Annotated in this window: 14 protein-coding genes; 2 read left to right on the top strand and 12 right to left on the bottom strand. The window is 61.7% G+C overall.

Annotation, left to right across the window (positions count from 1 at the left end; translation table 11 throughout):
- Positions 1-45: 45 nt before the first annotated feature.
- From queC to hmpA, 8 genes are all read right to left on the bottom strand, one after another.
- On the bottom strand, positions 46-741 hold the full coding sequence (gene queC / locus VRB54_RS19620; RefSeq protein ID WP_338478447.1) for a 7-cyano-7-deazaguanine synthase QueC: 696 nt from the start codon (positions 739-741) through the stop codon (positions 46-48).
- Positions 742-857: 116 nt separating this feature from the next.
- Entirely contained in the window at positions 858-1,745 is an 888-nt protein-coding gene (gene cyoE / locus VRB54_RS19625) for a heme o synthase (RefSeq protein WP_209984671.1), read from the bottom strand.
- Positions 1,746-1,756: 11 nt separating this feature from the next.
- Positions 1,757-2,092 (bottom strand): cytochrome o ubiquinol oxidase subunit IV, encoded by a 336-nt coding sequence (gene cyoD / locus VRB54_RS19630; protein WP_003176003.1) that lies wholly within the window; start codon positions 2,090-2,092, stop codon positions 1,757-1,759.
- Positions 2,092-2,715 carry a cytochrome o ubiquinol oxidase subunit III gene (locus tag VRB54_RS19635; RefSeq protein WP_003238390.1) on the bottom strand — a complete coding sequence of 208 codons (624 nt, stop codon included), beginning with the start codon at positions 2,713-2,715 and terminating at the stop codon, positions 2,092-2,094. Before VRB54_RS19635 ends, cyoD begins: the two co-directional genes overlap by 1 nt.
- Before the next feature lie 3 nt (positions 2,716-2,718).
- Positions 2,719-4,737, bottom strand: a complete 2,019-nt coding sequence (gene cyoB / locus VRB54_RS19640) for a cytochrome o ubiquinol oxidase subunit I (protein WP_338478449.1) — start codon at positions 4,735-4,737, stop codon at positions 2,719-2,721.
- A gap of 3 nt (positions 4,738-4,740) precedes the next feature.
- A complete protein-coding gene (gene cyoA / locus VRB54_RS19645; RefSeq protein ID WP_209984676.1) occupies positions 4,741-5,682 on the bottom strand; it encodes a ubiquinol oxidase subunit II in 942 nt (313 codons plus the stop codon).
- Between the two features lie 791 nt (positions 5,683-6,473).
- The gene (locus tag VRB54_RS19655; protein ID WP_209984679.1) at positions 6,474-6,980 is read right to left on the bottom strand and encodes a disulfide bond formation protein B; all 507 of its coding nucleotides are present in this window, start codon (positions 6,978-6,980) and stop codon (positions 6,474-6,476) included.
- 212 nt (positions 6,981-7,192) lie between these two features.
- Positions 7,193-8,374 (bottom strand): NO-inducible flavohemoprotein, encoded by a 1,182-nt coding sequence (hmpA, locus tag VRB54_RS19660; RefSeq protein WP_338478451.1) that lies wholly within the window; start codon positions 8,372-8,374, stop codon positions 7,193-7,195.
- 147 nt (positions 8,375-8,521) lie between these two features.
- Here hmpA and norR point away from each other — a divergent pair, with 147 nt between their 5' ends.
- A complete protein-coding gene (gene norR / locus VRB54_RS19665) occupies positions 8,522-10,042 on the top strand; it encodes a nitric oxide reductase transcriptional regulator NorR (RefSeq protein WP_338478452.1) in 1,521 nt (506 codons plus the stop codon).
- Between the two features lie 106 nt (positions 10,043-10,148).
- Here the strand turns inward: norR and VRB54_RS19670 are convergent, their stop codons facing one another.
- Entirely contained in the window at positions 10,149-11,054 is a 906-nt protein-coding gene (locus VRB54_RS19670; protein ID WP_338478453.1) for a DMT family transporter, read from the bottom strand.
- A 139-nt stretch (positions 11,055-11,193) separates the two neighbouring features.
- On the opposite strand from VRB54_RS19670, the gene VRB54_RS19675 reads away from it, so the two are divergent.
- Positions 11,194-12,066 (top strand): AraC family transcriptional regulator, encoded by an 873-nt coding sequence (locus VRB54_RS19675; protein WP_338478454.1) that lies wholly within the window; start codon positions 11,194-11,196, stop codon positions 12,064-12,066.
- Here the strand turns inward: VRB54_RS19675 and VRB54_RS19680 are convergent.
- The 3 genes from VRB54_RS19680 to VRB54_RS19690 form a co-directional block, all read right to left on the bottom strand.
- Entirely contained in the window at positions 12,063-14,564 is a 2,502-nt protein-coding gene (locus VRB54_RS19680; RefSeq protein ID WP_338478455.1) for a LuxR C-terminal-related transcriptional regulator, read from the bottom strand. The genes VRB54_RS19675 and VRB54_RS19680 overlap by 4 nt on opposite strands.
- Positions 14,565-14,764: 200 nt before the next feature.
- A complete protein-coding gene (locus tag VRB54_RS19685; RefSeq protein ID WP_338478456.1) occupies positions 14,765-16,123 on the bottom strand; it encodes a DUF1329 domain-containing protein in 1,359 nt (452 codons plus the stop codon).
- A gap of 26 nt (positions 16,124-16,149) precedes the next feature.
- Complete coding sequence (locus VRB54_RS19690) at positions 16,150-17,940, bottom strand: DUF1302 domain-containing protein (protein WP_338478457.1); 1,791 nt, start codon at positions 17,938-17,940, stop codon at positions 16,150-16,152.
- Positions 17,941-17,943 lie beyond the last annotated feature (3 nt).

The raw sequence follows: 17,943 nt of genomic DNA on the forward strand, positions 1-17,943 counted from the left end.
GTAAGGAAGTATGACGAGAAGCCGGCCAGTGGATTTAACCGCGGTTCAGCTCGACTGCAACTTGTGCTTCAGGCTGCCCATCACCGCAGCCTTGTTCTGCAGGTAGTCATTCAGCCCACGCGCACGCAGCTCGCAGGCGATGCAATTGCCGCAGCCGTCGCCGATCACGCCGTTGTAGCAGGTCAGGGTTTGCTGGCGCACCAGCTCCAGTTGGCCCAGGTCATCGGCCAGTGCCCAGGTCTCGGCCTTGTTCAGCCACATCAACGGGGTGTCCAGGCGCAGTGTGTAATCCATGCCCAGCGCAAGCGCCTTGTTCAGCGCCTTGACGAATTCGTCGCGGCAATCGGGATAGCCCGAGAAGTCGGTTTCGCACACGCCGGTGATCACGGTTTCGGCCTTTACCTGATAGGCGTAGATCGACGCCAATGTCAGGAACAGGATATTGCGCCCCGGCACGAAGGTACTCGGCAAACCATCGCCTGAACTCTCGGTGGGCACGGGAATGTTGTCGCGGGTCAGGCTGCTGATGGCCAGCTCATTGAGCAACGACACATCCATCACCTTGTGCACGGTGGCGCCCAGCTGCGTGGCCAATCGCTGGGCCACTTCGATTTCGGCGACATGGCGCTGGCCGTAATCGAAGGTAATGCAGTGCACCTGTTCGTAACGCGCCAGGGCCTGGATCAGACAGGTCGTCGAGTCCTGCCCGCCACTGAAGACCAGAACGGCTGTTTTACTCATGCTTTTGTTCCTGCCTGCTTGGAAGTGGTGAAGAGTTTAAAGGTGGCTCAATAAAAAGCCCCGCGCTTCTTTCGAGGGCGGGGCTGATTTTGGCTAAAGAGCCGGTGCTCGATGACTCAGTGAGCGTAAGTCAGCAACAGCTCTTTGGGTGCCTGGAAATCCAGAGACATCATCACGCTGAGCGCAGTGATGGTGAAGATCGAGAACACGAACAGCTTGCGCGCCCAGACGGTGTCATCCACCGCCTTGTAGCCGGTCCAGGCCATGTACAGCCAGTACATGCCCATGGCGGCGGCAACGGCGAGGTAGCTCATGCCGGCATAGCCACTGAAGGTCAACATCAAGGTCGCCACAAGGAAGGCCAGGATGTAGAGCAGGATGTGTTTCTTGGCCACCTGGATGCCACGCTTGACCGGCAGAACCGGGATCGACGCAGCCAGGTAGTCATTGAAGCGGAAAATCGCGATGGCATAGGAATGCGGCATCTGCCACAGGCTGAACATCACCAGCAGCACCAGCGCGGCCATGTCGAAGCTATTGGTCACAGCCACATAACCAATCACCGGCGGCATCGCCCCCGACAGACTGCCCACCAGCGTGCCGTGAACCGACTTGCGCTTGAGGTACAGGCTGTAGAGGCCGACGTAGATGACAAAACCGATCACGGCAAACAGCGCCGCCAACGGGTTGGCCACCTTGTACAACAACACCACACCGGCAATACCCAGGACGGTCGCGAAGATCAGCGCCAGTTTCAGGGAGATAAGCCCCTGCACCAGAACACGATTCTTGGTGCGCTCCATCTTGATGTCGATGTCACGGTCGATGCAGTTGTTGAACACGCAACCGGACGCCACAACAAGGGAAGTGCCGATCATTGCCGCCAGGAAGATGGCCAGATCGACATGCCCCTTGGAGGCCAGGAAGAAGCCGCCTGCCACAGAAAGCACGTTACCGAAAATGATCCCCGGTTTGGTGATTTGGATAAAGTGCTTAAGCGACATCGGGTCTTACCTCACTTCGCCATCATGTAGGTGTGGATGCTGAACATGATCCACAGCGACAGACCAACCAGCAGAACGATCACAAGACCTGCGAACACGAACGCGATCACGTTCTCGCGCTGGGCTTCGGAGCGGTCCAGGTGCAGGAAGTACACCAGGTGCACCAGCACCTGGATCACTGCGAACGCCAGCACGATCATCAGGGTGATCGACTTCGGCAAGGTCGGGTACATCACCAGGCCGAACGGGATCAGGGTCAGGATGACCGACAGGATGAAGCCGATAGCGTAAGACTTTACGCTGCCGTGGCTCGCATCATGGCTGTCATGGGAGTGTGCATTAGCCATTACAGAGTCCCCATCAAGTAGACGACGGTGAATACGCAGATCCAGACCACATCCAGGAAGTGCCAGAACAGGCTCAGGCAGCTCAGGCGGGTCTTGTTGGTGTTGGTCAGGCCGTGTTTATTGACCTGATACATCATCACCGCCATCCACAGAAGGCCAGCCGATACGTGCAGACCGTGGGTGCCTACCAGCGTGAAGAACGCGGACAGGAAGCCGGAACGGTGCGGGCCGTAGCCTTCGGAGATCAGCAGGTGGAACTCGTTGATCTCCATGCCGATAAAGCCCAGGCCGAACAGGAAGGTCAGGGCCAGCCAGCTCAGCACGCCTTTCTTGTTGCCTTTGTAGAAGGCCAGCATGGCGAAGCCGTAGGTGATCGAACTGAACAACAGCAAGGCGGTTTCGCCGAGCACGTAAGGCAGTTCGAAGATGTCGTGGCCCGACGGGCCACCCGCTACGTTATTTACCAGTACCGCGTACACCGCGAAGATCGACGCAAACAAAATGCAGTCGGTCATCAGGTAGAGCCAGAAACCGAAGACGGTTATCGGGCCGGTGTCGTGGTGGTCGTGGTGCCCATGGTCATCGACATGGGCGTGTCCAGCATTGGTCGCTAAGTTCGACATGGTTTAAACCTGTTCCAACGGGGTTTCAACACGGTTGGCCGGGATCTTCTTCTCGGCTACCAGGCGAGCGTGCTGCTCGGCTTCGATGCGTTCGATGGTTTCCACTGGCACCATGTAGCCTTGATCGTCACGTGCAGCGTGGACGATGAAGTAACCGATAGTGCCCACCAGGCCCACGATTGCCAGCCACCAGATGTGCCAGATCATCGCGAAACCGAACACGGTCAACAGCGCGCCCATCACCACGCCAGTGGCGGTGTTGTTCGGCATGTGGATCGGCTCGTAGTGCGCAGGTTTCTGGTACGCAGTACCGTCTTCCTTGGCTTCGGTGAACGCATCAATGGTGTTCGCAGTCGGGATCACGGCGAAGTTGTAGAACGGTGGTGGCGACGAGGTCGACCATTCCAGGGTGTGGCCGTTCCACGGGTCGCCGGACTCGCACAGGTTCTGCTTGCGATCACGCACGCTGACATACAGCTGGATCAACTGGCAGGCGATACCGGCCGCGATCATCAACGCACCGAACATGGCGACGTACAGGTACGGCACCCACTCAGGGTTGGTGGTGGCGTTCAGACGACGGGTCATGCCCATGAAGCCCAGTGCATAGAGCGGCATGAACGCGACGAAGAAGCCCGAGATCCACAGCCAGAACGCAGCCTTGCCCCAGCCTTCGTGCAGCTTGAAGCCGAACGCTTTCGGGAAGTAGAAGCTGAAACCGGCGATGTAGCCGAATACCGCGCCACCGATGATCACGTTATGGAAGTGAGCGATCACGAACAGGCTGTTGTGCAGCACGAAGTCAGCACCCGGAATGGCCAGCAGTACGCCGGTCATGCCGCCAATGGCGAAGGTCACCATGAAGCCCAGGGTCCACAGGACCTGGCTGGTCATGCGCAGACGACCGTGGTAGATGGTGAACAGCCAGTTGAACAGCTTCACCCCCGTCGGGATGGAAATCAGCATCGTCGCCAGGCCGAAGAAGGCGTTGACGCTGGCCCCCGAACCCATGGTGAAGAAGTGGTGCAGCCAGACCATGAAGCCCAGTACCGAGATCGCGCCCGATGCATAGACCATCGAGTGGTGACCGAACAGGCGCTTGCCGGTAAAAGTCGAGATCACTTCGGAGAAGATACCGAACGCTGGCAGGATCAGGATGTACACCTCAGGGTGACCCCATGCCCAGAACAGGTTCACGTACATCATCGGATTGCCACCAAGTTCATTGGTGAAAATGTGGAAATCCAGGTAACGGTCAAGCGACAGCAGCGCCATGGTAGCGGCCAGGATCGGGAACGAAGCCACGATCAGGACGTTTGCCCAGGTGCAGGTCCAGGTGAAGATCGGCATGTCCATCAGTTTCATGCCAGGGGCGCGCATCTTGAGGACGGTGACCAGGAAGTTGACCCCCGTCAATGTCGTCCCGAGCCCTGATAACTGCAGTGCCCAAATGTAGTAATCCACCCCCACGCCCGGACTGTATTGCAGGCCCGACAACGGCGGATACGCAACCCAACCGGTCTTGGCGAATTCGCCGACGCCCAGGGACAGGTTGATCAGCACCACGCCCGATACCAGCAGCCAGAAGCTCAGGGAGTTCAGGAACGGGTAGGCAACGTCACGCGCACCGATCTGCAGCGGCAAGGCAAGGTTCATCAGGCCGGTGAAGAAAGGCATCGCCATGAAGATGATCATGATCACACCGTGGGCGGTGAAGATCTGGTCATAGTGTTCAGGCGGCAGGTAGCCCGGCGAACCCTCGGTGGCCATGGCCAGTTGGGTACGCATCATGATGGCGTCGGCAAAGCCGCGCAGCAGCATGACCATGGCCACGATGACGTACATGACACCGATTTTCTTGTGATCGACGGAGGTCAACCACTCGGTCCACAGGTAGGTCCACTTCTTGAAGTAGGTGATTGCCGCAAACAGTGCCAGACCACCTAGCGCGATCATGGCGATGGTCACCATCACGATCGGCTCGTGGAATGGGACCGCGTCCCAACTTAATTTACCAAACATCGTTTACTCCTCTGCCCCAGCAGTTGAATTCGAGCCCGTGTCAGAACCTTCAGCCGCGGCCACTTCCTTCTTCTCGTGCTTGACCGGCTTGCCTGGTTTCATGCCTTCGTACTTGTCGACGATTTTCTGAAACAGGTTCGGCTCGTACGAGGAGTACAGGGCGACAGGGTTGTTCTGGCTTGGTTTGGTCAGGGCGTCGTATTCAGCTTGATCAAGCTGTTTAGGTGCGGCCTTGACTTCGGCGACCCAGGCGTTGAAGTCTTCCTGGCTTGTCGAGATCGCTTTGAATTTCATGCCGGTGAAGCCAGCGCCGCTATAGTTGGCGGAGATGCCTTCCATTTCAGCTTTCTGGTTGGCGATCAGGTGCAGCTTGGTCTGCATGCCTGCCATCGCGTAGATCTGGCCGCCCAGGGCCGGGATGAAAAACGAGTTCATCACGGCGTCGGAGGTGATCTTGAAGTTCAGCGGAGTGTGCTCCGGGAAACGGATCTGGTTCACGGTGGCGATACCCAGGTCCGGGTAGATGAACAGCCACTTCCAGTCCAGCGCAACCACTTCGATGTTGATCGGCTTGACGTCCGATTCCAGCGGACGGTACGGGTCCAGTGCGTGGGTGGACTTGTAGGTCACATAACCCAGGGCAACGATGATGAGGATCGGGACCAGCCACACCGCGATTTCGATCTTGGTGGAGTGCGACCACTTCGGCGCGTAGGTCGCGTTGGTGTTGGACGCGCGGTATTTCCAGGCGAAAGCGAAGGTCATGATGATCACAGGGACCACGACCAGCAGCATCAGCAGGGTGGCGGTGATGATCAGGTTTCGTTCATCCAGACCGACCTGTCCTTTTGGGTCGAGCAAGGTCCACTTGCAGCCTCCCAGCATTAACAGCATGCCAAGCAGCGGCAAAAAGCCTAGTAATCGGGGGTACCTGTTTTTACTCATCTCACGACCTCTAAAGCAGCTTGCGCAATGCAGTTGGGTTTTGATCGCCAACACTTCACCCTGCCAAGGGTTGGCATTTCTCTTCGATTGAATAAGAGCCTGCCCGCCACACCAAAAAAACTGTAAGTTTCACTGACCTGCGGCGCGTTCTTATTCGATTTCGTGGTTAAAGGCCTTGTTACAGACCAATTCCATTTGGTGCGGATAGTTGAAAGGCTGCCGGAACCTGGGTCGCATGGAGCCGTCCATCGCCCCTCGACCCCTGCGATGCTCAAATATTGCACAGCATCGGACACTCAGTGCGGGGGATTGTAGTTAGCTGGCGATGTATAAACCATGTCTGATAAAGAAATAATTTTTATCGATTACAGCAATAATTCTTCACCGACAGGGGCGGAATGCGCGATCTTATTGCGGTCAATTCTCAACAAAGCCCACAAAAAATGCCATGTTATTCGCCTCTTCAGGCCATCCCTTACAACTTGTAAGGGCATGACGAGGCCGTCGAAGTCCCCATAAAACAAGGCATTGGGACATCGCTTCGGCACCACGACCGCGACCTGTCAAAGGTACGATTCAAACGATTAGCTGACAGCACAAACTGACCGATTGGTGCAAATCCGTGCACTAAAAACGAGGCTTGGAAAGCGCCTGCGACAGCATCCGTGTGACAACATGTCGCATGCCGCACGCCCCATTTGTCGCCGTTCGTCACGGCCCTTTCACATTTGCCGACGCACAAAAAAGCCCCGGTCCTTCTTCAGGAGTGACCGGGGCTTTTTACGAAAAGTTCAGGCTGTGCGCTGGCGATTGCGATAAATGCCCAGCGGCACCAGGATCACTGTCAGCACAAACGCCACCAGCGCCCATTGCGCCAGCGACAGGCCCAGCACCGGTGGGTACGGTGTGCTGCAGAAGCCATCGACCTGGAAGCCCAGCGGGAATACCTTGGCCAGCGGCAAGTCATCGACGATCGGCTGCAACACATCGACGCCGCAGCTGACCTGCGGGAAGAACTGGGTGTACACATGATGCCCCGCCGCAGCCACACCGCCGAGTGCACTGAGGATCACCAGCCCTTCGAACAGGGTGACCGCGCCCTTGGTGCGCATCGCGGCGCCGATGAACGCGAAGATCGCGATCAGCAGCAAGGCGTAACGTTGCAGGATGCACAACGGGCACGGCGCCTCGCCCAGCACCACCTGCATGTACAGCGCACCGCCGATCAGCGCCAGGCAGATGATGCCCAGCAACACCAGAAAGCGTCGCTCCCTGCCTAAACGCAATTCGTCACTCATCCCCGTATCCCTTTGTTTGGTTGTGCCAATGGGCGCAAGTTTACACACAGAGCATGGTTTAAACAGAGGGGGGTTAACGGGGGATTAATCAGTCAGCACACCGATCCAACGGTGGGAGGGGGCTTGCTCCCGATGGCAGGGGGTCAGCCAGCTTGGCTGTCACTGATACACCGCCATCGGGAGCAAGCCCCCTCCCACACTTTTGACGCGCGTTACTCCAGCGCCGCTGCAGGGCCGAAGAACTCGTAGCGCGTTTGCGCCTGCGGCACGCCCAGTGCCTTGAGGTGACGCTTGATCGCAGCCATGAAGCCTTTCGGACCGAGGAAGTAAGCATCTAGGTCGCGCTCCTGGGGCAACCACGCCGCCAACTGCGCCTGGCTCAACAACCCAATACTGTCCGCCGTCGGACTCACCCCATCGTCCTCGGCGTAGCAGTAAAACCGCTTGAGCTGCGGATGCCCGGCCGCCAGTGCATCCACCCACTCACGAAACGCATGCACCCCGCCATTGCGCGCGCAGTGGATAAAGTGCACCTGGCGCTCGGTGGCCAGGGCCGCCTCGAGCATCGCCAAGGTTGGTGTGATGCCCACCCCGCCACTGATCAGCACCAGCGGTTTGTCGCTGGCCACCAGCGTGAAATCCCCCGACGGCGGGAACAGCTCAATCGTCGCGCCGACCTGCAGTTGATCATGCAAATAGCTGGACACCCGTCCCCCGGCTTCGCGCTTGACGCTGATGCGGTATTCGCCGCCATCGCTCAGTGCCGACAGGGAGTAATTACGGCGCACTTCTTCGCCGTCGAGCACCAGCCGCAGGCTGATGTATTGGCCCGGCGCGGCCTTGAGAATCGGGCCGTTGTCCACCGGGACAAAATGAAACGAAATGATCTCGGCGCTCTCCTCCACCCGCTTCACCAGTTTGAACGACCGAGCCCCGCGCCAACCACCCGGCGCCTGGGCCTTTTCGTCATAAAGGGCTTTTTCCGCGCCAATCAGAATATCTGCCAACTGGCCGTAGGCCGCGCCCCAGGCCTGCATGACCGCAGGCGTGGCGATGTCGCTGCCCAGCACCTCAGAGATCGCACGCAACAGGCAGGCGCCGACAATCGGGTAGTGCTCCGGCTGGATCTGCAACGCCACGTGCTTGTTGATAATCTTCGCCACCAGGTCGCCCAACTGGTCGAGCCGGTCGATGTGTCGCGCGTACATCAACACGCCATTGGCCAGCGCGCGGGGCTGATCGCCGCTGGCCTGGTGGGCCTGGTTGAACAGCGGACGCACTTGCGGGTACTCGGACAGCATCATGCGGTAGAAATGGGTGATCAGCGCTTCACCGCCGCTTTCCAGCAACGGCACGGTGGACTGGATGATGGCACGGTCTTGGGCCGTCAGCATGGGAGACTCCTGGGCTTGTCAATGAAGTGCCCTGAAGCAGTCAGTATTCGTGCCAATCTAAAAATTCAATATTTTCAATTGGTTGTGGTAAACCTAGTCAATATGACTTCTTACGCTTTATAGTCACAACGACTACAAGGAGTCATTATGACTGCGCATTCGCTGCTCACCACCCTGCTGCCCCTGGTCGCCGACCTTTCCCGCGACCTGCCCGAAGGCGAGCGTTACCGCCGCCTGCTGCACGCCATGCGCGCCCTGCTGCCGTGCGACGCCGCCGCCCTGTTGCGCCTGGACGGCGAGTGGCTGGTGCCGCTGGCGGTGGATGGCCTGAGCGCCGACACCTTGGGCAGACGCTTCAAGGTCAGCGAGCACCCACGCTTCGCCGTGCTGCTGAGCAGCCCCGTCCCCACCCGCTTCGACAGCGACAGTGCGTTGCCCGACCCCTATGACGGCCTGGTCGCCGGTGTGCACGGGCAACTGGAAGTGCACGACTGCATGGGCTGCCCGCTGTTCGTCGATGACCGGCCCTGGGGCCTGCTGACCCTGGATGCGCTGGACACCGAGCGTTTCGAACGCGTTGAGCTGGACGCCCTGCAAGCCTTCGCCAGCCTCGCCGCCGCCACCGTCAACGTCGCCGAGCGCATTGAGCGCCTGGCCCTGCGCGCCGAAATCTACCGCCAGGCCGGCGGCCAGCCGCACAAGGAAATGATCGGCCAGAGCAAAACCCACAAGCGCTTGGTGGAAGAGATCAACCTGGTCGGCGGCAGCGACCTGACGGTGTTGATTACCGGTGAAACCGGGGTGGGCAAGGAACTGGTGGCCCAGGCGATCCATGGCGCCTCGACGCGGGCCGACAAACCGCTGATCAGCCTCAACTGCGCCGCCCTGCCGGAGACGCTGGTGGAAAGCGAGCTGTTCGGCCACGTGCGCGGCGCTTTTACCGGCGCACTGAATGAACGCCGAGGCAAATTTGAACTGGCCAATGGCGGTACCCTGTTTCTCGATGAGGTCGGCGAACTGTCGCTGAGCGTGCAGGCCAAGCTGCTGCGTGTGCTGCAAAGCGGCCAACTGCAGCGCCTGGGCTCGGACCGCGAACACCGGGTGGACGTGCGCCTGATCGCCGCCACCAACCGCGACCTCGCCGAAGAAGTGCGCAGCGGCCGCTACCGCGCCGATTTCTACCACCGCCTCAGCGTGTACCCGCTGCACGTGCCGGCGCTGCGTGAACGCGGACGCGATGTGTTGCTGCTGGCCGGTTATTTCCTTGAACAGAACCGCTCACGCATGGGCCTGGGCAGCCTGCGTCTTGGCGGCGATGCCCAGGCCGCGCTGCTGGCCTATCACTGGCCGGGCAATGTGCGCGAGCTGGAGCACGCGATCGGGCGCAGCGCGCTCAAGGCGCTGGGCAACTGCCGCGAGCGTCCGAAGATACTCAGCCTGAGCGCCAGGGACCTGGATCTGCCGGAGGTCAACGCCCCGGTCATTGAAGCGCAAGCCGCGCCGGCCCCCGTCACCGGTGACCTGCGCCAGGCCACCGAGCACTATCAGCGCCAGGTAATCGACGCCTGCCTGGAACGCCACCAGCACAACTGGGCCGGCGCCGCCCGCGAACTGGGCCTGGACCGCGCCAACCTGGGCCGCCTGGCCAGGCGCCTGGGCCTGAAGTAGCAGGCAACCACCTCCCTGTGGGTACCGGCTTGTTGTGGCAAGCGGGCTTCTTGTGGCGAGCGGGCTTGCCACAGGGCGGCAGCTGAAGCGACGAGTCGGCGGAGCCTCACTGGATTGGTTTTGTGTGGAAGGTCGGGCTCATAACTTTAGGCTTTCGGAACACCAGCACATTGCCCAGCATCACCAGCACCAACCCGGCCAATGCCGGCGGCGTCCACTGATAGCCTTCGGCAAACGCTGACACGTTCAGCGCCACCACCGGGAACAGCACGGTGCAATACGCCGCACGCTCGGGGCCCATACGCCCCACCAGGGTGAGATAGGCTGTAAACCCGATTACCGAACCCGGAATCACCAGGTACCCCAAGGCGCCGATGTACCGCGCGCTCCAGTCCATCTCGAAAGGAATGCCGCGTACCACGCACCAGGTCGCCAGCATCAAGGCGCCGTAGGCCATGCCCCAGGCATTGGTGGTCAACGGTCTGAGCCCGGCCTTCTGTTGCAGGCTCGAAAGCATATTGCCCGCCGAAAAACACAGCGTTCCCAGCAGCGCCAGGCCAAGCCCGAGCAACGTCTGCGGGCTGGCGGTGTGCCCGGCCAGTTCCGGCCAGAACAGAAAGCCCAGCCCCAGCAGGCCCAGGCCGCCGCCCATCAATACATTGCGCGCCACGCGCTGGCCGAAGAACACCCGCGCGTTCAGCGCGTTCCACAGGGTGGCCGTGGAAAACACCACCGCCACCAGGCCGCTGGGCACCCACTGCGTGGCGGTCAAAAAACACATGAAGTTGACGCAGAACAGGCACAGGCCCTGGGCCAGGCAGATCAGATGCCCGCGCCGGTTCATCACCTGCAGCCTTCGACTGAGCAACAACAAAGCAAACAGCACCAGCGCGGCCAGGCCGAAGCGGTACACGATGGACACGGGAATGGCGACAAGCCCCAACTGCCACTTGAGGGCGATCCAGGTGGTGCCCCAGATCAATACGGTGAGGACATACAGGGAAAGGTTCATGGCGCGGCTCCGAAGGTTGAGCCACAGTGTCCGCCTCAAGCCACGGACCGCTCTTGCACATTCTTGCGCTTTTGTCGGGCGAAGGGATCACAGCCCGGACCTCGCGCGGTAGGATGCCAGGCATCGGAGAACACACGCCATGCCTGATCTGCAATCGCTGCACATCTTTCAGTCCCTCAACCGCTCGCCCAACGCACGCCTGCACGCCTGCGCCGAGCTGGGTGACGGCGTGTCGGCCGCGCTGTGGAGCAACCACCACGATGCCCAGGATTACCAGGGGCCCAGCCATCACACGCTGTCCTGCTACATCGGCGGCGGCACCGGCACGTTTCGCCGTGATCAGCCGGGCATCAAGGGCGGCCCGGACAAGTTGTGCGTGCTGCCGGCCGAGCATCAGTCGGCCTGGGTGATCAACGGCGACATCCGCCTGGCCCATGTGTATTTCAGCCCGGAACAGTTCGCCCTCGGTTGCATCACCCTGCTGGACCGCGAACCGCGCGCCCTCGCGTTGCGGGAAGCGACTTTTCTTGAGGACCCGGGCCAGGCGCGGCGCTTTCATCAACTGATCACGCTCAATTGGCACGAACCGGCCGAACGCCTGCTCACCAGCAGCCTGGCCCACGAGATGCTCAGCCACACCCTGCTCAGCCAGGTCGGCGCCCGCGATGGCCTGCGCTTGAAAGGCGGGCTGGCGGCTTACCAACGGCGGCGGTTGGTGGAGTATATCGAGCAGCACCTGCAGGATCCCATCAGCCTTGGGCTGTTGGCCGGCTTGTGCGCCTTGTCCGAATACCACTTCGCGCGGATGTTCCGCCAGAGCTTCGGCCTGCCGCCCCATCAATACCTGCTGGCGCGCCGCCTGGCCCGTGCGCGCAGCTTGCTGCGCGGCGGCGCCCTGCCGTTGGGCGAGGTGGCCCTGATGTGCGGGTTTTCCAGCGCCAGCCATTTCAACCAGCGCTTTCGCCAGGCCATGGGCGCAACGCCTGGCGATTACCGTCAGGCCTTCGTCTAGACCATCAGCCCGAGGGTCTTGGCCTTGGCCACCGCCTGGGTGCGCCGTTCCACGCCGAGCTTGCTGTGGATGCGCCGGGCATGGGTCTTGACCGTGTGCAGGGAGATGAACAGGCGGTCGGCAATCTGCAGGTTGGAATTGCCCAGGGCGATCAACCGCAGCACTTCCAGTTCGCGCTGGCTCAAGGGGTTGTCTGCCGCGCCACTGCAGGCTGTGTGCGGCTCCAGGCCAAGTTCGCTCAGCACACCGGGAGAACGCAGGCGCAGCTCGCGGATCGCTTGCTGCACCTGACAACGCGCCGCCAGTGCCAGGCCGCTTTGCAGCGCACGCCGCGCCAAGGCGGAGTCGCCCAATTGCCACGCCACCTCGCCGAGCACCAACTGCACCTCGGTTTCCAGGCAGAGCATGCCGCGTTGCCGAGTGGTCTCCAGCAGTGCGTTGAGCCTTGAAAGAGGTTGCTCGGCGCACCCGAGCTTCACTTCTGCCAGCACCAGCAGGTACTCAAGACGCGGGATCAATTCCAGCGTGGCCGGCGGCGCCTGTCTGGCGTGTGGCCCATGAAAGTGACGCAGCACGCGGCGCACCGCTTCCACGGTCAAGTCGGCCCGCCCCTGCTGCAACCAGAAATGCCCGCTGATCAACAACAGCACCGCGCGGTAAACGCTCTGCGGGACGTGCCGCTGCTGCATCAACCGCTCGGCCTCGCGCAGCTGGATAAACGCCTGGGCGTAGTCGCCCTGGTTGGCGGCCAGCAGTGCCAGGCCCAGAAAGCCGTAGAGCACACGTTTGTCCTGGCTGTGCAGGCACATCGCCAAGCCCGCCTGGAAACACTCGGCGGCCAGTGCGTCCTGACCCTGGCGCAAAGCCAGGTGGCCACGGCGCAACGCGATCCGCCCCACCAGCGGGCCGGCCTCGATCTGCTGCTTGAGCAACATCGCCTGCACTTGCTCCAACAAGCTCTGCGCCCGATGCGGTGCGCCGCGCTGCTCGAGCAACTGGGCGTGATCCAGCTCAAGCAATGCTTCCAGCAGCAGCGAACCTTCAGCGCGCGCCAGGCACAGCGCTTCGCGATTGAGGGTTTGGGCGACGTCCAGCTCGCCGCGCAGCAAGGCTTGCTGGGTGAGCCCGGACAGGCACATCAGGCGCGAGGTCCAGGCACTGTCGGGCAAGGCCTGCAGGGCTTCAAGAAAATGCGCGCGGGCGCATTCGGCATCGCCGTTCAAATGCAACAGCCAGCCCCACTGCGCCTGCCAACGCGCCAGCAGGTGACGCTGCTGTACGGCGCAAGGTTGCGGCGTAAAGCGCGCCAACTGATCGATGCACTGCGCGGCCTGATCGAAGCGCCCGGCGAACAGCAGCGCCGCCGTCACCAGCCCCACCAACTGCGCAGAACACAGCAGCAGTTCATCACCGTGCTGTTCGTGCAGACGTAACAACAACACGGCATTCTGCTGGCGAAACAGGTCTTCGAAACTGAAATGCTGCAACAGGCTTACCGCCACTTCGAACGCTTCGGCCAGCAATGCCTGTTCGAACGCGGCCTGCCAGTCGCCCTCGGCGGTAAACCACTGGCAGGCGCGCCGATGCCAGGAGCGCCGGGCCGGCCAGGGTTCGTCGCGCACCACGTGGGCCAGCGGCGCGAATATGCACAGCCAGTCGGCGCTGTGTTCCCACGGCTGGACAAAGGCACCGAGTGCCTGCAGTTCGCGCAGATAGCGGGCGCCGTCGCCCGCGCCGAACAGGTGTTCACACAGGCTCGCATTGAACCTCGGCAAATGGGCCAGCACCTGCCAGGCCTCGACCCACTCGGCGGGCCAGGTGCTGAACAGCTCGTGCTGCAAATAGTCGCGCAAGGTCTTGTCGGGATGGCCGTCGCCCAGCAAGGCGATCCGCACGCCTGCGCACCAGCCGGCACTGAACTGCATGACGCTGTCGAGGCTCTGGCCAGGGCCGAGCAAGACCTGGGCTTCCCCAGCGCTGAACGCCAGCTCGCTGGCGCTGCACTCCCACAGTTCATCGTCGAGCAACAGACGCGGCCAGTTGCACGCCGGGCGCCGCCGCGTGCCCAGCCACCAGCTCAGCGCCGGGCTGCCGAGGGTGAGCAGGCGGTCGAGCAAGGCATCCAGCTCGGGATCGGGAAAACGGCAGAAATCATCGAGAAACAGCCAGGCCGGCGTTGACCAGGTACTCAGATCAAGCAGCAGCGCGGCTTCATCGGTGAAGGGCAGCCCCAGATTCTGCGCCACGCGTCGGCACAGGTTTTCGGGGCTCAGGGCCACCCCATTGAGTGCCAGCCAGTACACCTTGCACCCCGCTGGCGCCTGCAAGGCGCACTCGGCGAACAACGCACTCTTGCCACTGCCGCCCGGCGCACACAGCAACCTCACCCGTGCCTGCGCCGCGAGCAAGGGCTGGGCCAGTCGTGGGCGCAACAAGTGGTGAGCGGACAGCCGTGGCATGAATCCGGGACGGTCCAGGCAGCGAGTCATGGCGGTCATTGCTGCATCCTGCGTTTTTATTGTGATGGAGCCTGACGCGTACCCTAGTCCTGGGGTTAGTGGTTGTTGAAGAAGTATTCAGCGGGGTGATTGACGGCCATGCATAAAAGCCAGGGTGCACGCTTATCCAATGTGGCAGCTGACCCACCGCTATCGCAGGCTAGCCAGCTCCCACAGGTTGGTTGGATTTCACCTCACCTTCAGCGCACGCCTTCGGAGCGCAATGCTGCGGGGGTGTAGTCGGCGGCCTTGGCGGCGAAGCCGAACACGAAGCTGCGTTTCTCCTCGTTCTTCATGCCCAGGGCGATGTAGCGCCCGGCGATGAGGTCGTAGAGGGTTTCGACGGTGTAGGCCGGCACTTGGTGGTCGTAATAGAACTGCGCATGGCCTTCGGCGACGCGCCACAGTTGGCCGCGACCGTCGTAGTGATCCACCAGCGCCACCTGCCAGCTGTCTTCGTCGATGTACATGTGGCGCTTGGCGTAGATATGCCGCTCGCTGGGCTTGACCGTGCCGACCACTTCCCACACGCGGTGCAGCTCGTAGCGGGTCAGGTCCTGGTTGATGTGGCCGGCCTTGATGATGTCGTCGTACTTGAGGTTCGGCGAATCGAGCTTGTAGCTGTTGTAGGGGATGTACATCTCTTTCTTGCCCACCAGCTTCCAGTCGTAGCGGTCGGGCGCGCCGGAGAACATGTCGAAGTTGTCGGTGGTGCGCAGGCCGTCGGAAGCGGTGCCCGGCCCGTCATACGACACTTGCGGTGCACGCCGCACTCGGCGCTGGCCGGCGTTGTAGATCCACGCCAGGCGCGGCTCCTTCACCTGATCGAGGGTTTCGTGCACCAGCAGCACGTTGCCCGCCAGCCGCGCCGGGGCCGTCACCGACTGTTTGAAAAAGCTCAGCACGTTGGCCGCCTTGGCCGGGTCCATGTCGGGGATGGCCTGGGGCACCGCCACTTCTTCCTCGAAACGGATCGGCGTGTAGCTGCCGTTGGTCTGCGGCGTGGCCTGGGTGATGATGCGGCGCAGGTTGCCGCCGTGGTAACGGGTGATGTGGTTCCACAGCACCTCCACGCCTGTCTTGGGAATCGGGAACGCGTAGTAGCGGTTGCCGGTGAAGTTCTCCAGGCCGTTGCCGTCGTTGATCGCCTTGACGTTCAACGCGCTGCGCTTGATCGACTCGTAGATGTCCGGCGGCAGGTTCACCGTGCGGTGGCTGGGGTACACCGGGATCTTGTAGGTCTCGGGGTAGCGCTTGAACATCGCCACCTGGCCGTCGGAGAGTTTGTCCTTGTACTTATCGACGGTGGCGGCGGTGATCACGAACAATGGTTTTTCACTGGCAAACGGATCGGCCAGAAAGCCTTTGCTGTCCACCGCGCCGGCGTTTTTCGGGATGCCGCCGGTCCAGGCCGGGATCGAGCCGTCAGCGTTGCCGGCCTTTTCGGCACCGACCGGCGTGAGGGTGGTGCCCAATTTGGCGGCCTCTTGCGGCGATACCGCCGCCATCACGTGAGCGGCCAGTAGACTCAGGGCCAACACTGCAATTGTCTTACGCATAAGTTCTTGTCCTTCTTTAAGCCAAATCAGAAGTTCACGCCGAAGCTGAGGGCGAGGAAGTCGCGGTCGGTCAGGGTGTTGTAGTCGCCGCCAAAAAAGTCGGTGTAGCTGAGGCTGGCGGTGTAGGTGCTGCGGTAGTCGGCATCCACGCCCACGCTGATAGCCTTGGCGCCCTTGTTGAAGATGCCGTTGGGGCCGTAGCCGGCGACGTCATGGGACCAGGACAGGTTGGGCTTGAGGTTCACCCCGGCAATCGCGTTGTTGTAGTCAAGGATCGCCCGCGCGCGGTAGCCCCAGGAGGTGGAGGTGACGAAGCCGTCGGTGTCACCCTGGAACCCGTAGGCGCCGTACACCGAGTCGCGGCCGTAACGCAGCTTGGCTTTGTCTTCCAGGCCGGCGACATGCACCACCGCCGCCTCGCCCACCAGGGTCAGGCGCTCGGCGCCCAGCACCTGATCGAAGAACTGGGTCATGGTGCTCTGGATCTGGGTGATTTCCTTGCGCCGGTAACCCACGTTATCGGCGCCGAACGAGCTGCGGATGGGCGAGGCAGTGTTACCGGCAATCGGGTTGATCAGCGCCAGGGTCAGGTCGGTGGTGTTGAGTTGAACAGGGGCGTTGGGGCGGTAGCTGATTTCCCCGGTCCACGCCGTGCCGGTGGGCAAGGTGGTGGAGAAACTGGCGCCGAACAGGCGAATGTCCTCGGGATAGTCGAGGTAATACTGGCCGCGGCCGAGCATCAGGCTTTGCACCAGCCCCGCACCGGAGCCGGGCGCCAGGCGGTTGGCGGCGCCTGCAATGGCGCCCAGAGTCGCCAGGCTGGTGTTGTTGGTAATGGTGCCCACGGTCGGCGTGCGGCTGTGGTAGTTCATGAAGTACAGGCCGTACTCGGTGTCGTCGCCGAGCCAGCGCAGGGCAGCGCCGAATTGGCCGGAGTCGCGCGCGTCGCGGTCGCCGGCACGCCGTACGATCACGCCTTCATTGGTCACGCCGAAACCCTGGCCGAATGCGGCTGCCACCGGTTGCAGGGGCCGGATCGCCGGGCTGCCGACCGTGTAGTTATTGGTGCAACCGTCCGCCGCCACATCGCCGCCAAAGAAGGTGCCGCAGTTGTCCAGCACCGTCTGGTCCCATTCCAGTTGGTAGAAGCCTTCGACGGTGAGCTGACTGGTGAGGCTTTGGGAGGCGAACAGCATGTTCACCGGGATCAGGCCCTCCTTGATCTCGGCCCCCGGACGGCGGAACGCGGAGACGTCAACCGGGTTGATGCTGTTGATGGAGTTGCCGATAAACGTGCTTTCGCCCCAGCTGACCACTTGCTTGCCGGCGCGCACGGTGCCCGGCAGGTCGCCCAGGGAATAGTTGTGGTACACGAAGGCATCGAGGATCTGCGCGCCACTGGATTTGGCGCCCTCTTTGCGGTTGTGATCGCTGATGGGCTTGAACTCGCGGTCTTCGTCCTTGAGCTCGAAGTCGTACCAGTATTTGCCGCGCACGAACACACCGGTATCACCGTATTTCAACTCGAGGTCGTGCAGGCCCTTGAAGATTTTCGAGAAGGTCTCGCCTTTTTTAAAATTGAGGCGTCCGTCATCGCCCGTGGAAGCCTGGCCGCTGCCACCGTTGACGGTGCCCACCAGCTTGCGGTCGGCATCGCGCATGCCCCAACTGGCGCCCACCGACAGCGAGGAATCGAATTGCCCTTCGATCTCGCCAATGTTGAACGAAACAGCCTGCGCCTGGGTACAGCAACCCAAGGCGACCGCAGCGGCCAGCGCCTGCGGCGTGAAGATGGCGCGCATTGTTGTTTTTGTCATGCG

The organism is Pseudomonas trivialis, assembly GCF_036864995.1.
Lineage (GTDB): Bacteria > Pseudomonadota > Gammaproteobacteria > Pseudomonadales > Pseudomonadaceae > Aquipseudomonas > Aquipseudomonas trivialis.

What these genes read in the sequence shown, in the direction of transcription:
- queC (WP_338478447.1), bottom strand. Translation starts at nt 741, where the DNA reads ATGAGTAAAACAGCCGTTCTGGTCTTCAGTGGCGGGCAGGACTCGACG.
- cyoE (WP_209984671.1), bottom strand. Translation starts at nt 1,745, where the DNA reads ATGTCGCTTAAGCACTTTATCCAAATCACCAAACCGGGGATCATTTTC.
- cyoD (WP_003176003.1), bottom strand. Translation starts at nt 2,092, where the DNA reads ATGGCTAATGCACACTCCCATGACAGCCATGATGCGAGCCACGGCAGC.
- VRB54_RS19635 (WP_003238390.1), bottom strand. Translation starts at nt 2,715, where the DNA reads ATGTCGAACTTAGCGACCAATGCTGGACACGCCCATGTCGATGACCAT.
- cyoB (WP_338478449.1), bottom strand. Translation starts at nt 4,737, where the DNA reads ATGTTTGGTAAATTAAGTTGGGACGCGGTCCCATTCCACGAGCCGATC.
- cyoA (WP_209984676.1), bottom strand. Translation starts at nt 5,682, where the DNA reads ATGAGTAAAAACAGGTACCCCCGATTACTAGGCTTTTTGCCGCTGCTT.
- VRB54_RS19655 (WP_209984679.1), bottom strand. Translation starts at nt 6,980, where the DNA reads ATGAGTGACGAATTGCGTTTAGGCAGGGAGCGACGCTTTCTGGTGTTG.
- hmpA (WP_338478451.1), bottom strand. Translation starts at nt 8,374, where the DNA reads ATGCTGACGGCCCAAGACCGTGCCATCATCCAGTCCACCGTGCCGTTG.
- norR (WP_338478452.1), top strand. Translation starts at nt 8,522, where the DNA reads ATGACTGCGCATTCGCTGCTCACCACCCTGCTGCCCCTGGTCGCCGAC.
- VRB54_RS19670 (WP_338478453.1), bottom strand. Translation starts at nt 11,054, where the DNA reads ATGAACCTTTCCCTGTATGTCCTCACCGTATTGATCTGGGGCACCACC.
- VRB54_RS19675 (WP_338478454.1), top strand. Translation starts at nt 11,194, where the DNA reads ATGCCTGATCTGCAATCGCTGCACATCTTTCAGTCCCTCAACCGCTCG.
- VRB54_RS19680 (WP_338478455.1), bottom strand. Translation starts at nt 14,564, where the DNA reads ATGACCGCCATGACTCGCTGCCTGGACCGTCCCGGATTCATGCCACGG.
- VRB54_RS19685 (WP_338478456.1), bottom strand. Translation starts at nt 16,123, where the DNA reads ATGCGTAAGACAATTGCAGTGTTGGCCCTGAGTCTACTGGCCGCTCAC.
- VRB54_RS19690 (WP_338478457.1), bottom strand. Translation starts at nt 17,940, where the DNA reads ATGACAAAAACAACAATGCGCGCCATCTTCACGCCGCAGGCGCTGGCC.